Origin of the sequence: Streptomyces sp. NPDC050504, from assembly GCF_044458065.1 — a bacterium.
Taxonomy (GTDB): domain Bacteria; phylum Actinomycetota; class Actinomycetes; order Streptomycetales; family Streptomycetaceae; genus Streptomyces.
The window spans coordinates 1-15,162 of the sequence record NZ_JBITHO010000012.1; the positions used below are offsets into that span (position 1 = coordinate 1).

A 15,162-nucleotide genomic window follows, 5' to 3' on the forward strand; every position below is an offset into this window, starting at 1 on the left:
ACCAAACCAGTCACCGACGCACCCGCCAGATCACCCACACCTCCCCCACCAACCGACACACCACCCCGCGTCAACACCACCAGACGCGAACCAGCAAACCGCTCCTCCCCCAACCACCACCGCACACCAGAAAGCACCCGCTCAAGCAACCCGGACACACCGTCAACCACCCCACCCGACGCATCCCCGAACGCCCGCAACACCACCACATCAGGCACCCCCACCACAGCACCCGACACCACACCATCAAACTCAGCCACCACACCCGAACCAACCAAACCACCCACACCCCCCGACACCCACTCCACCCGATACAACGACTCGGGGAAGTGGACACCGGCGTCTCCGGTGAGTTCGGTGGTCGTGGTGGGACGTACGGTCAGCGACTCCGCCGAGGCGACGGCCTCGCCCGTGGCGTCGGCGACGGTCACCGCGAAGCCGTCGCCGCTCAGCGGCGAGAACCGCACCCGGAGCGCGGACGCGCCGGTGGCGTGCAGGGTGACGCCGCGCCACTCCGCGTACAGCCGGGGGCGCACTGCCTGCCCCGCGACGGCGTCAGCGTCGGCGTCCAGCAGGGTCAGGGCCTGGAGTGCGGCGTCCAGTGCGGCAGGGTGCAGCCGGAACCGCTCGGCGTCCTCGGCGGCCTGCTCGGGCAGCGCGACCTCGGCGAACAGCTCGTCGTCCAGGCGCCAGAGGGCCTGGAGCCCCCGGTAGGCGGTGCCGTACGACAGTCCCGCCGCCGCATGGCGTTCGTACACGTCCTCGACCGGGACGGGGGTCGCCCCGGCCGGGGGCCACTCGGCGAGGACGGCGTCGTCCGTCGCGGGGCGTGCGCCGGTGCCGAGCACACCGGTGGCATGCCGCGTCCAGGAGGCGTCGCCTGAAGTGTCCTCGGCGCGCGAGAACACCCGTACCGCACGGGTTCCCGTCCCGGCGTCCGGTGCGCCCACCGCGACCTGCACCTGACGGCCGCCGCGCTCGGGCAGCACCAGCGGCGCCTCCAGCGTCAGCTCTTCGAGCACCCCGCAACCGACCTGGTCACCGGCGCGGATGGCCAGTTCCACGAAGCCGGTCTCGGGGAACACCGGGGTTCCGGCGACCGTGCGGTCGGCGAGCCAGGCGTGGGTGGCGGCGGAGAGCCGCCCGGTGAACAGCGCGCCGTCGGAGTCCGCCAGCATCATGGCGGCGCCCAGCAGGGGGTGGTCGGCGGCGTCGAGGCCGGCGGAGGCGACGTTGCCGGTGACCGTGGCGTTCGGGACCCAGTAGTGCTGTCGCTGGAAGGGGTAGGTGGGCAGGTCGATGTAGTGGGCGGGGGCACCTGCGTGGAAACCGGCCCAGTCGACCGGTCGGCCCTGGACCCACAGGTGAGCCAACGCGGTGTGGATCTGGGGGTGTTCGGGGCGGTCGCGGCGGAGCAGGGGTACGCAGTGTCCGGCATCGGCGGCCATGGTGGTCAGGACGGCGTCGGGGCCGATCTCCAGGAACGTGGTCACGCCGTCGTCGGCCAGCGTGCGGACCGCGTCCGCGAAACGGACCGTGTTGCGGACGTGGGTGACCCAGTAGGCGGAGGTGGTGATCTCTCCCGGGGTCAGGGTCTTGCCGGTGACGGTGGAAACCATCGGGATGTGCGGCTCGGCGTACTCCAGTGCCGCCACGACCTGCTCGAACTCCGCCAGCATCGGCTCCATGAGGGGTGAGTGGAAGGCGTGGGAGACCTTGAGGCGGGTCGCCTTGCCACCGGCGGCCTTGACCGCCTCGACGACCGCATCGACGGAGGCGGCGGCGCCGGAAACGACCACGGCCCGGGGGCCGTTGACGGCGGCTATCGCCGCGTCCGTCACGCCCTCCAGCAGGGTGCGGACGTCGTCTTCGGTGGCCTGCACGGCGGCCATCACACCGCCCTCGGGCAGGGCCTGCATCAACCGGCCCCGCGCCACAACCAGCGCACAGGCATCAGACAGGGAGAACACCCCGGCCACGCATGCGGCAGCGATCTCACCGATGGAATGACCGGCCAGCACGTCCGGGCGCACCCCCCAGGACTCCACCAGCCGGAACAGAGCGACCTCGACCGCGAACAGGGCAGGCTGCGCGTACTCCGTACGATCCAGGAGTCCCGCGTCGCCTTCCTCCCCGTACAGCACCTCCTTCAACGGACGCGGCAACAGCGGGTCCAGATGCCCGCACACCTCCTCCAACGCCCCCGCGAACACCGGGAAAGCCTCCGCCAGTTCACGGCCCATGCCCACCCGCTGCGCACCCTGACCCGTGAACAAGAAGGCCAGGCGGCCGCCGGTCACTGTGCCGTCCACCACGCCGGGCGCGTGCTCGCCCGCCGCGATCGCGCGCAGGCCCGCGAGCAGGTCCTCGCGTCCCGTGCTCACGACCGCCGCGCGGTGTTCCAGCTGGGCCCGCGTGGTCGCGAGCGCCGCCGCGACGTCGTCGGTGCGGGGAGCGTTCTCCCCCTCCAGCAGGTCGATCAGGTGCGCGGCCTGGGCGCGCAGCGCGGCCGGGCTCGCGGCGGACACCGGGTGGAGCGCCGAACCGGTGGGCTCCGCACGCTCGTTGGTGGGCTCGGGGTGCTCGGCCGGGTCCTCTGCGGGCTCTTCCTGGGGGGCCTGCTCGATGATGACGTGCGCGTTGGTGCCGCTGATCCCGAAGGACGAGATGCCCGCGCGACGCGGCCGGTCGGCGCCCCAGGGGACTTCCTCGGTCAGCAGGCGGACGTGTCCCGCGCTCCAGTCGACCTTGGTGGACGGCTGGTCCACGTGCAGGGTGCGGGGCAGGACGCCGTGGCGCATCGCCATGACCATCTTGATGATGCCCGCGACGCCCGCGGCGGCCTGGGTGTGGCCCAGGTTCGACTTGACCGAGCCCAGCCACAGGGGCCGGTCGGCCGCGCGGTCGCGGCCGTAGGTGGCCAGCAGCGCCTGTGCCTCGATGGGGTCGCCGAGCACCGTGCCCGTGCCGTGCGCCTCGACGGCGTCGACCTGGTCGGCCGAGAGCCGCGCGCCGGCCAGGGCGTCCCAGATGACGCGCTGCTGGGAGGGGCCGTTGGGGGCGGTGAGACCGTTGCTGGCGCCGTCCTGGTTCACGGCGGAGCCGCGTACCACCGCGAGAACGGGGTGGCCGTTGCGGCGGGCGTCGGAGAGGCGTTCCACCAGGAGCATGCCGACGCCCTCGGACCAACCGGTGCCGTCGGCGCCCTCGGCGAACGCCTTGCAGCGGCCGTCGGCGGCGAGGCCGCGCTGCTTGCTGAAGGCGATGTAGGGGTCGGGGGTGGCCATCACGGTGGCGCCGCCCGCGAGGGCGAGGGTGCACTCGCCCTTGCGCAGCGCCTGCATGGCGAGGTGCAGCGCCACCAGGGAAGACGAGCAGGCGGTGTCGACCGTGACGGCGGGGCCTTCGAGGCCGAGGACGTAGGAGATGCGGCCGGAGAGCACGGCGGCGTTGCTGCCGGTGGACAGGTACGCCTCGGCCTCCTCGGGCAGCTTCAGCTCGAAGTAGGTCTGGCCGTTGGTGCCCGCGAAGACGCCGACGCGGTCGCCGCGCAGCGAGTCGGGGGCGATGCCGCCGCGCTCGAACGCCTCCCAGGCGGTCTCCAGGAGCAGCCGCTGCTGGGGGTCCATGGCCAGCGCCTCGCGGGGCGAGATGCCGAAGAAGTCGGGGTCGAACTGCCCGGCGTCGTAGAGGAATCCGCCCTTGCGGGCGTAGTCGGCGCCGTCCTCGTCGCCCCCGTCGACCTCCCAGCCCCGGTCCTCGGGGAAGTCCCCGATGGCGTCGTCGCCCGCCGCGAGCAGCCGCCACAGCTCCTCGGGCGTGCGCACGCCGCCGGGGAGGCGGCAGCTCATCGCGACGATGGCGATGGGCTCCTGGTCTGCCTTCTCCATCTCCCGCAGCTGCTGCTTGGTGGCTTGCAGGTCCGCGGTCGTCCGCTTCAGGTAGTCGAGGAGCTTCGCTTCGTTCACGTTCGCCATCGGAGCCTCGCCGTGTGTCATCTCCCGGGAGCTTCGTGCGCGGGAGGTTCGGAAGAATGGGGTGGGAGCGGGGTGGGCCGCGCGTCTGCGGATCAGCGGGCCGGTGGGTCGGGAACGGTGGGTCAGGAACGTCCCAGTTCCTTGTCGAGGAAGTCGAAGATGTCCTCGGCCGACGCGGTGTCGAGGCTGTCGGTGACCGTGGTCGTGTCCGACGCCCCGGTGCGGGCGTTGAGGCCGTCGACGAGTTCCTGGAGCCGGTGGCTGATGCGGCTGCGTTCGATCTCCTCGGCGGAGAGGGCGGCGGCCACGGCCTCGATGCGTTCCAGCTCCGCGAGTACGGGTACGGCGGGGCCCGTCCCGTCCGCGCACAGCTCGCCGTGCAGGTGCGCGGCCAGGGCGTCCGGGTTGGCGTAGTCGAAGAGCAGGGTGGCCGGGAGTTTGAGGCCGGTCACGGTGCTCAGGCGGTTGCGGAACTCGACCGCGGTGAGCGAGTCGAAACCGAGTTCGTTGAAGGCGCGGCTGGCCTGGACGGCGTCGGCTCCCTCGTAGGCGAGGACGAGCGCGACCTGTCCGCGCACCAGGTCGAGCACTTCGCGGCGCTGTTCGCTCTCGGGCAGCGCCGCCAGCCTGGCCACCAGGTCGGACGCCGCCTCGGCGGTCCCGGCCGTGGTGGCGGAACCGGTCTCGGCCGCGGCGCGGACGGCGGGCAGCGCGGAGAGGAGCGCGCTGCGGCGGCCCGCGGTGAAGCCCGCCGCGAGCTGCGGCCAGTCGGCGTCGAGCACGCCGACGCACGGGGCCGTTCCGTCGAGGGCGCGTTGCAGTGCGGTGAGGCACAGGTCGGCGTCCATCGGGGCGAGGCCGCGCCACCAGGAGCGGTCCTGGGACGCCTCCTCCCCCGCCATGCCGCCGCCGTCCCAGGGTCCCCAGGCCACCGAGGTCGCGGCGAGGCCGAGGGCCCTGCGGTGGTGGGCGAGGGCGTCGAGGTAGGCGTTGGCGGCCGCGTAGCTGCCCTGTCCCGCGCTGCCGAGGAGTCCGGCGACGGAGGAGAAGGTGACGAACGCGGTGAGGTCCAGGTCCTTGGTGAGTTCGTGCAGGTGGCGTGCGGCTTCCGCCTTCGGGCGGCGTACGCCGTCGAGACGTTCGGGGGTGATGGACTCCAGTACGCCGTCGTCCAGGACGCCCGCCGTGTGGATGACGGCGGTGAGCGGGTGTTCGGCGGGGAACTCCGCGAACAGGGCGGCCAGTTGGGAGCGGTCGGCCGCGTCGCAGGCGGCGACGGTGACGCGGGCGCCGAGCGCGGTCAGTTCGGCGGACAGTTCCCCGGCACCGGGTGCTTCGGGGCCGCGGCGGCTGGTGAGGACGAGGTGCTCGGCGCCGCGCCGGGCGAGCCAGCGGGCGACGTGGGCGCCGAGGGCGCCGGTGCCGCCGGTGACCAGGACGGTGCCGCGCGGGCTCCAGCCTTCGCCCGCGCCCGCGATGCTGGTGTCGGCGGGGACGTGGGCGAGGCGGCGGCCGAAGGTGCCGGCGGCGCGGATCGCGACCTGGTCCTCGGGGCCGTGCTCCGTCTCCTTTGCGGCGAGTACGGCGGCGAGGCGGGCGGCGAGGCGCTCGTCGGGGTGCGCGGGCAGGTCGACGAGGCCGCCCCAGCGCCCCGGGTGTTCCAGGGCGACGACCCGGCCGATGCCCCAGACCTGGGCCTGCTCGGGGTGGGGCAGTTCCTCGGCGCCGCTGACGGAGACGGCGCCGCTGGTCAGGCACCACAGGGGGGCTTCTGTGCCGCCTTCGCCCAGGGCCTGTTCGCCCAGCGCCTGGGCGAGGGAGACGGTTGCGGTGAGGCCGTGCGCGCCGGTGGTGAGGGCGAGCAGGGAGACCGCGGCGCGCACCGGTTCGCCGTCGTGGCGCGCCGCCCGCAGCCGCTCCCCGAGCGCCTGCCGGGCGTCGTCGGTGGCGGCCCGGTCACCGGCGCCGCCGACGCGGGCCAGTTCGGCGGCGTCGACGGTGACGCGCCTCGCGGTGGCGCCCCGGGCGGCCAGGGCCTCTTCGAGCGCGGTGGCCCAGCGGTCGGCGGCGGGCTCGTCGGGGGTGACGAGGAGCCAGGTCCCGGCCGTGTCCGCGAGGTTGACGGGGTTGCCTGGGTTGACGGGGTCGGCGGGCTCGCCGAGCGCCTGCCAGTCGACGCGGTAGCTCCAGGCGTCGGCGGTGGCCTCCTGCACGCGGCGGGAGCGCCAGGTGGCGAGCAGCGGCAGTACGGCGTTCAGGGCGTCGCGCTCGGTGTCGTCCGCGTGCAGCGCGTCACCGATGGCGCTGCCGTCCGCGCGCTCCACGGCGTGCCAGAACGCGGTGTCGCCCGCGCCGCCCGGCCGCCCGGGGCCGCCGCCGGTGCCGGGGCCGCCGTCGGTGCCGGGGGCGGCGTCCTCGCCCCACCAGTAGCGCTGCCGCTGGAAGGGGTAGGTGGGCAGGTCGACGCGGCGGCCGCCCCAGTGCGCGGACACCGCGGGCCAGCTGATGGACGTGCCGCGCACGTGGAGTTCGGCGAGTGCGGTGACCAGGGCGGCCGGTTCGGGGCGGTCGGCGCGCAGCAGGGGGACGAAGGCGGCGTCCGGCCGGTCGGCGTCGGCGGTGACGCACTGCCGGGCGAGGGCGGTGAGGGTGGTGCTGGGGCCCAGTTCGACGAAGGTGTCGACGCCGTGTTCGACGAGGGTGGCGATGCCGTCGGCGAAGCGGACGGTCTCGCGCACGTGGCGCACCCAGTAGTCGGCGGTGGTCAGGTCGTCGCCCGCGGCGAGCTTCCCGGTGAGGTTGGAGACGACCGGCAGGCGGGGCGCGGTCATCGGGATCGCCGCGACGACCTTGCGGAACTCGTCGAGCATCGGTTCCATGCGCGGCGAGTGGAAGGCGTGGCTGACGCGCAGCCGGGAGGTCTTGCGGCCCTGCGCGGCCAACTCGTCGGCGGCGGCCAGGACGGCGTCCTCGGCGCCGGAGAGGATCACGGACGACGGGCCGTTGACGGCGGCCACGCCGACCTCGGCGCCCAGCAGCGGAAGCACTTCGTCCTCGGTCGCCTCGACGGCCACCATCGCGCCGCCGACGGGCAGGGCCTGCATGAGCCGGCCGCGCGCGGCCACCAGGGCGCAGGCGTCGGGCAGGGTGAACACCCCGGCGGCGCGGGCGGCGGCGATCTCCCCGATGGAGTGGCCGATCAGCAGGTCGGGGCGGATCCCCCAGCTCTCCAGCAGCCCGAACAGGGCGACTTCGACGGCGAACAGCGCGGCCTGGGCGTGGCCGGTGCGGTTCAGCTCGGCCTCGTTCGGCTCCGAGTCGGCCGCCCACATCACGTCGCGCACGGGGGTGCCGAGCCTGGGGTCCAGTTCGGCGGCGACGGCGTCGAAGGCCGCGGCGAACGCGGGCTCGGAGTCGTACAACTCACGGCCCATGCCGAGGCGTTGGGCGCCCTGGCCGGTGAAGAGGAACGCGGTGCGGCTGCCGGGGCCGCGCGGGGTGCCGCGTACGACGCCGGTGCTCTCCTGCCCGGCGGCCAGCGCGTCGAGGCGGCGCAGCAGGGTCGCGCGGTCGTCGGCGGTGACGACGGCCCGTCGTTCGAAGGAGGCGCGGGTGGTGGCCAGGGAGAAGGCGATGTCGGCCGCGGTGGGCGCGGCTCCCGGGACTTCGGCGGTACCGGGGGCTGCGGCGGTACCGGGGGCTCCGGCGGCCTCGACAGCTCCGGCGGATCCCTCGACTCCGGCGGCTCCGGCGGATCCGGCGGTGAGGTGGGTGCGCAGGCGGGCCGCGACCGCGCTCAGTGCCCGGTCGTCGCGCGCCGAGAGCAGGTACGGCAGCGGGGCGGGCGTCCCCGTGGAGGTCCCGGCGGGCGTCCCGGCCCGAGTCTCGTCGGCCGCCTCTTCGGCGGGTGCGGGCGCCTCCTCGATGATGACGTGCGCGTTCGTGCCGCTGAGGCCGAAGGAGGAGATGCCCGCCCTGCGGGGCTCCGCGCTGTCCCAGGCGACCGGTTCGGTCAGCAGCCGGACGTGGCCCGCGTCCCAGTCGACCTGCGGGGTCGGCTCGTCGACGTGCAGGGTGCGCGGGAGCCTGCGGTGCCGGATGGCCTCGACCATCTTGATGATGCCACCGACTCCGGCGGCGGCCTGGGCGTGTCCCATGTTCGACTTGACCGAGCCGAGCCACAGCGGCCGGTCGGCGGGCCGGTCCTGGCCGTACGTGGCGATCAGGGCCTGCGCTTCGATGGGGTCGCCGAGTGTGGTGCCGGTGCCGTGCGCCTCCACCACGTCGACGTCCTTCGCGGTGAGCCGGGCGTTGTGCAGGGCCTGGCGGATCACGCGCTGCTGGGCCGGGCCGTTGGGGGCGGTGAGGCCGTTGCTGGCGCCGTCCTGGTTGACGGCGGAGCCGCGTACCACCGCGAGGACGGGGTGGCCGTTGCGGCGGGCGTCGGAGAGCCGTTCCACGAGCAGGACGCCCACGCCCTCCGCCCAGCCCGCGCCGTCCGCCGCCCCCGCGAAGGACTTGCACCGGCCGTCGGGGGCGAGGCCGCGCTGCTTGCTGAACTCCAGGAACATGCCGGGCTCCGCCATGACGGTCACCCCGCCCGCCAGCGCGAGCGAGCACTCGCCGTTGCGCAGCGCCTGGGCCGCCAGGTGCAGCGCCACCAGCGACGACGAGCACGCCGTGTCGACGGTGAGTGCCGGGCCCTCGAAGCCGAAGGTGTAGGCGACCCGGCCCGACACGAGGCTGCCCGCGGCGCTGCCGCCCGCGTAGTCGTGGTACATCAGCCCGGCGAACACCCCGGTCCTGCTGCCCCGGAGGGAGGCCGGGTCGATGCCCGCCCGCTCCAGGGTCTCCCACGAGGTCTCCAGGAGCAGCCGCTGCTGGGGGTCGGTCTCCGGGGCCTCGCGGGGGCTGAGGCCGAAGAACGCCGGGTCGAAGTCGGCCGCGTCGTAGAGGAATCCGCCCTGGCGCACGTAGCTGCGGCCCGGCCGTCCGGGCACCGGGTCGTAGAGGGTGTCCATGTCCCAGCCCCGGTCGGCGGGGAACTGCCCGACCACGTCGACGCCCTCGTCGACGACCCGCCACAGGTCATCGGGCGAGGCCACGCCGCCCGGGTAGCGGCAGCCCGTCGCGACGATGGCGATCGGCTCGTACCGGCCGTCCTCCGCCTCGCGCAGCCGGCGGCGGGTCTCGTGCAGGTCCGCCGTCGCGCGCCGCAGGTACTCGCGTAGTTTCTGGTCGTTCGCCATCGTTTGTGAACCAATCTGGGGTCAGTCGGAGCAGGGAAGAGCGCGCGCGAAAGCTCCGGAGGTGACAGGAGTACGGGGGCGTACGGGGCGTACGGGAGTACGGGGTTAGGGAGATGCGGGAGTACTCGGCCGCGTACGGGGTGGAGTGCCGGGGCGGCCGCGACGGGCCGCCCCGGGGCGGTGCGGCTTCCGCTACGGGAATCCGACCTCGCCGTCCAGCGCGGCGAACAGTTCGTCGTCGGTGGCCGATTCGAAGTCGGGGCGGACCACGGCGCCCAGCGCCGAGTCGTGCCGGTCCCGCCACTTGCGCAGCAGCGTCTCCAGGCGGGCGGTGACCTCCGCGTGGTCGGGTTCGCTGCCGCTGCCGCTCGGCGGGGCGGCCAGCAGCGCCGACTCCAGCCGTTCGATCTCGACGAACAGCGGCTGGCACTGGGGCAGCGCGGGCGTCAGCTCGGTCGCCAGGTAGGCGGCGAGCGCGGTCGGGGTCGGGAAGTCGAACACCAGGGTCGCGGGCAGCCGGAGCCCGGTGGCCGCGTTGAGCAGGTTGCGCAGGTCGACGGCGGCCAGCGAGTCGAACCCGACGTCCTTGAACGGCCGCCCGGGGTCGAGGAGTTCGCCGCTGTAGTGGCCGAGTACCGCCGCCGCGTTCTCCCGTACGAGGTCCAGGAGGTGCAGGTGCCGGTCGGCGGCCTCCATCGACGACAGCGCTTCCGCGGCGACCGAGGGCGCCGGGGCCGGGGCCGACGCGGCCCGCCGCACCGGGGTGCGCACCAGGGTCCGCAGCAGCTGGGGCACGGGGCCGCCGGGCGAGGCGATCACCGTCATGTCCACCCCGACCGGCACCAGCACCGGGGCGTCCACCGCGAGCGAGGCGTCCAGCAGGCCGAGTGCGGCGTCGGTGGCGAGCGGGCGCAGGCCCATGCGCCGCATCCGCCGCAGGTCCGTCTCGCCCAGCCCGCTCGCCATGCCCGAGGTCTCCGACCACAGGCCCCAGGCGAGGGAGAGGCCCGGCAGCCCTTCGGCCCTGCGGTGACGGGCGAGGGCGTCCAGGAACACGTTGGAGGCGCTGTAGCTCGCCTGACCGGCACCGAGGAAGAGACCCGCCGCCGAGGAGAACAGCACGAAGGCCGCCAGGTCGTGATGGTGCGTCAGCTCGTGAAGGTGCCAGGCGGCGTCGGCCTTGGGCCGCAGGACCGCGTCCAGTCCCTCCTCGGTCTGGGTGGCGATCAGGCCGTTGTCCGCGACGCCCGCGGTGTGGACGACGGCGGTGAGCGGACGCTCCGCGGGAATCTCGGCGAGCACCTTCTCCAGCGCGGCGCGGTCCGCCACGTCGCAGGCCTCGATGCGCGCTTCGGCACCCGCTTCGGCCAGCTCGGTGCGGAGTTCGGCCGCGCCGGGCGCGTCCTCGCCGCGGCGGCTGACCAGCACCAGGTGCCGGACGCCGTGCCGGTCGACCAGGTGCCGGGCGACCGCGGCGCCGAGGCCGCCCGTACCGCCCGTGATGAGCACGGTGCCCTTCGGGTCCAGGCGCGCCGCGTGCAGCGAACCGGCGGGGGCCTGCTGTTCGTGCACCAGCCGGGGTTCCCACAGGACGCCTTCGCGCAGGGCGAGTTCGGCCGCCGGGGCGGTCGCGGCCGGCCGCAGCCGCTCCTGGGACGAGGCGGTGCCGTCCCAGTCGAGGAGCAGGACGCGGGCCTCGGGCCGCTCGCCCTGCGCCGAGCGCACCAGCCCGGCGAGGGGGGCGCCGGCCAGGTCCACGACGGCGCCGCGCGCCGGATCGGGCCCGGTGACCCCTCTGGTGAGGACGACGAGGCGGGAGTCGGCGAACCTGGGGTCCGCGAGCCAGTCCCGTACGGTCCGGAGCACCCGGGTCGTCGCGGCGCGCATCCGGTCGAGCAGACCGTCCGCCGCGTCGCCCGCCGAGTCGGCGGCACAGACGAGGACCACGTGCTCGGGCGCCTGCCCCTCTTCGGCGGCGAGCGCCGCCAGGTCGCCGTAGACCGGGACGTTGTCCCCGAAGGCCGCGGCGAGCCCGGCGTCGTCGGCCGTGCCGATCAGCGCCCAGTCACCGGCCGACTCCTCGGCCGAGGGCCACTCGGCGCGCTCGCTCCAACTGGGCCGCAGGAGCGCGTCGCCGCCGTCCCCGGCGCCGTCCGCCGACAGCTGCTTGCCGTCGACGGCCCGCGCGGCGAGCGAGCGGATCGACATCACCGGGGCGCCGGTCGCGTCCGCGACGAACACCGAAGCCTCGTCGAGGCTGTGGGAAGTCACCCGCACCCGCAGCGAAGTGGCCCCCGTCGCGTGCAGCGCCACCCCGCTCCAGGCGAACGGCAGCCGGGGCCCCGTCGCGTCCTCCTGGGTGTCGCCCTCGGCGAAGAGGTTGGCGTGGAGCGCGGCGTCGAGGAGCGCGGGGTGGAGGTTGTAGGTGGCGGCGTCGTGGTGGGCGGTTTCGGGGAGGGTGATTTCGGCGTAGGTGTGGTTGGCCTGGGTCCAGGCTCTGGTGAGGCCCTGGAAGGTGGGGCCGTAGTGGTAGCCCTGGGCGGCGAGGGTGTCGTAGGTGTGGTCGAGGGGGATGGGCTGGGCGCCGGGCGGGGGCCAGGCGGTGAGGTCGGTGGGCTGGTGCGGGGTGTGGGTGGGGTGGGGGGTGAGGGTGCCCTGGGCGTGCTGGGTCCAGGGGGCGTGGGGGGTTTGGGGGCGGGTGTGGATGGTGAGGGTGCGGCGCTGTTCGTCGTCGGGGGTGTGGACGGTGATCTGGAGGTCGAGGGTTTGGTCGGGAGGGAGGGTGAGGGGGGTTTGGAGGGTGAGTTCTTCGAGGTGGGGGGTGTGGGCGTGGTTGCCTGCGTGGAGGGCGAGTTCGACCAGGGCGGTGCCGGGCAGGAGGGTGGTGCCCATGATTTGGTGGTCGTTGGTCCAGGGGTGGGTGTGGGTGTTGAGGGTGCCGGTGAGGATGGTCTCGTCGGTGGTGGCGTGGTGGATGACGGAGGTGAGGAGTGGGTGGTGCGCCGGGACCTGGCCGTGCGCGGTGGCGTCGGTGGGGGTGTGGGGGGTGTTCTCCAGCCAGTAGCGCTGGTGTTGGAAGGGGTAGGTGGGGAGGTTGATGTGGCGGGTGGGGTTGCCGGTGTGGAGGGTGGTCCAGTCGACGGGGTGGCCGTGGGTCCAGAGGCCGGCCAGCGCGGTGAGGGCCTGGGTGTGCTCGGGACGGTCACGCCGCAGGAGGGGTACGCAGTGTCCGGTGTCGGCGGTCATGGTGGTGAGGACGGCGTCGGGGCCGACCTCCAGGAACGTGGTGGCGCCGTCGTCGGCCAGCGTGCGGACCGCGTCCGCGAAACGGACCGCGTTACGGACGTGGGTGACCCAGTAGGCGGAGGTGGTGATCTCTCCCGGGGTGAGGGTCTTGCCGGTGACGGTGGAGACGATCGGGATGCGCGGCTCGGCGTACTCCAGTGCCGCCGCGACCTGCTCGAACTCCTCCAGCATGGGTTCCATGAGGGGTGAGTGGAAGGCGTGGGAGACCTTGAGGCGGGTCGCCTTGCCACCGGCGGCCTTGACCGCCTCGACGACGGTGTCGACGGAGGCGGCGGCGCCGGAAACGACCACGGCCCGCGGGCCGTTGACGGCGGCGATCGCCGCGTCCGTCACACCCTCCAGCAGGGTACGGACGTCGTCCTCGGTGGCCTGCACGGCGGCCATCACACCGCCCTCGGGCAGGGCCTGCATCAACCGGCCCCGCGCCACGACCAGCGCGCAGGCGTCAGGCAGGGAGAACACCCCGGCCACACATGCGGCAGCGATCTCGCCGATGGAATGCCCGGCCAGCACGTCCGGGCGCACACCCCAGGACTCCACCAGCCGGAACAGCGCGATCTCGACCGCGAACAGGGCAGGCTGCGCGTACTCCGTACGGTCCAGGAGCGCAGCGTCCTCCCCGTACAGCACCTCCTTCAACGGACGCGGCAACAGCGGGTCCAGATGCCCGCACACCTCGTCCAACGCCCCCGCGAACACCGGGAAGCTCTCCGCCAGCTCACGGCCCATGCCGACCCGCTGCGCACCCTGACCCGTGAACAAGAACGCCAAACGGCCCTCGGCGACCGCGCCTTGGACGACGCCCGTCGCGCTGCCGCCCGCCGCTACCGCCCGCAGGCCCGCGAGCAGGTCCTCGCGTGCCGTGCTCACCACTGCCGCGCGGCGTTCGAACCGCGCCCGGGTGGTGGCCAGTGCCACAGCGGCGTCCGCCACATCGGGCGCGTCCTCGCCCGCCAGCAGCTCCAGCACTCCCTGGGCCTGTGCCTTCAACGCGCCGTCCGTACGCGCGCTGAGGAGCACGGGCAGCAGCGACGGGGCCGACACGGGCTCCGGCTCCGGCTGTTCGGGCGCCTCTTCGATGATGACGTGTGCGTTGGTGCCGCTGATGCCGAACGACGACACACCCGCCCGACGCGGCCGCTCGCTCTCCCAAACCCGGGACTCCGTCAGCAGCTCCACACGCCCCGCCGACCAGTCCACCTTCTTTGACGGCTCGTCCACGTACAGGGTCTTCGGCAGCACCCCCTCCCGCATCGCCATCACCATCTTGATGATGCCCGCGACACCGGCGGCCGCCTGGGTGTGGCCCAGGTTCGACTTGACGGAACCGAGCCACAAGGGGCTGTCGGCGTCCCGCTCCTGGCCATAGGCGGCGATCAGCGCCTGGGCCTCGATGGGGTCGCCGAGCACCGTGCCCGTGCCGTGTGCCTCGACGGCGTCCACGTCGACGGGCCGCAGGCCCGCGTCCGCCAACGCGGCTCGGATCACGCGCTGTTGGGAGGGGCCGTTGGGGGCGGTGAGGCTGCTGCTCGCGCCGTCCTGGTTCACGGCAGAGCCGCGTACCACCGCCAACACCTGATGCCCGTTGCGCCGCGCGTCGGAGAGCCGCTCCACCACCAGCACGCCGACGCCCTCGCCCCAGCCCGTACCGTCCGCGCCCTCCGCGAACGACTTGCAGCGGCCGTCAGCGGCGAGGCCGCGCTGCCTGCTGAACTCGGTGAAGGCGTCGGGCACCGACATGACGGTGACGCCACCGGCGAGGGCGAGCGAGCACTCGCCGCTGCGCAGCGCCTGGATCGCCCAGTGCAGTGCCACCAGCGAGGACGAGCACGCCGTGTCCACCGTCACCGCCGGGCCTTCGAGGCCGAGGACGTAGGAGACGCGGCCGGAGACGACGCTGCCGGAGTTGCCGTTGCCTATGTAGCCGTCCACCTCGTCGGGGATGCTCGTCAGGCGTGCGGCGTAGTCGTGGTACATGACGCCGGCGAAGACGCCGGTGGCGCTGCCGCGCAGCCGGTGCGGGTCGAGCCCGGCGCGCTCCAGGGCCTCCCAGGACGCTTCGAGCAGGAGACGCTGCTGGGGGTCCATCGCCAGGGCCTCGCGGGGCCCGATGCCGAAGAACTCGGCGTCGAAGGCGGTCGCGTCCTGGAGGAACCCGCCCTCGCGGGCGTAGGTCTTTCCCGGCCGGTCGGGATCGGGGTCGTACAGCCGCTCGATGTCCCAGCCGCGTTCGGCGGGGAATTCGCCGATGCCGTCCCGGCCGTCCGCCAGCAGGCGCCACAGCTCGTCGGGGGACGTGATGCCGCCGGGATAGCGGCAGCTCATGCCGACGATCGCGATGGGTTCATGGTCCCTGCGCTCCACCTCGCGCAATTGGCGTCGGGCTTCCCTGAGGTCAGCCGTCGCCCGCTTGAGGTATTCGAGAAGCTTCTTCTCGCTTTCCACTCAGAAACCCCCTGCGCCCGCATCGGAATGTCCCGACGAACGCTACGGGGAACTCGTGGCCGTCGACCACCCACCGATCCCCCTACCCACCCCTACCCGTGCCTGGGGTCCGGTCGCCCGGCGCGAACGAGCAGGGGCCGACGCCGTATTACCTGGGGGTGTAACGCGCTCTTAACGAAGGAGTG

Annotated in this window: 3 protein-coding genes; all 3 read right to left on the reverse strand. The window is 73.9% G+C overall.

What is annotated here, in order from left to right:
* Positions 1-3,977, reverse strand: a 3,977-nt coding sequence (locus tag ACIBNE_RS34985; RefSeq protein ID WP_399278942.1) for a type I polyketide synthase, incomplete at its 3' end; no start/stop codon positions are given.
* A gap of 122 nt (positions 3,978-4,099) precedes the next feature.
* On the reverse strand, positions 4,100-9,226 hold the full coding sequence (locus ACIBNE_RS34990; protein ID WP_399278944.1) for a type I polyketide synthase: 5,127 nt from the start codon (positions 9,224-9,226) through the stop codon (positions 4,100-4,102).
* A gap of 192 nt (positions 9,227-9,418) precedes the next feature.
* Positions 9,419-14,977, reverse strand: coding sequence for an SDR family NAD(P)-dependent oxidoreductase (locus tag ACIBNE_RS34995; RefSeq protein ID WP_399278946.1), 5,559 nt, complete (start codon positions 14,975-14,977; stop codon positions 9,419-9,421).
* Positions 14,978-15,162: the final 185 nt, after the last annotated feature.

Coding starts and splice junctions, on each gene's coding strand:
- ACIBNE_RS34990 (WP_399278944.1), bottom strand. CDS start 9,226: ATGGCGAACGACCAGAAACTACGCGAGTACCTGCGGCGCGCGACGGCG.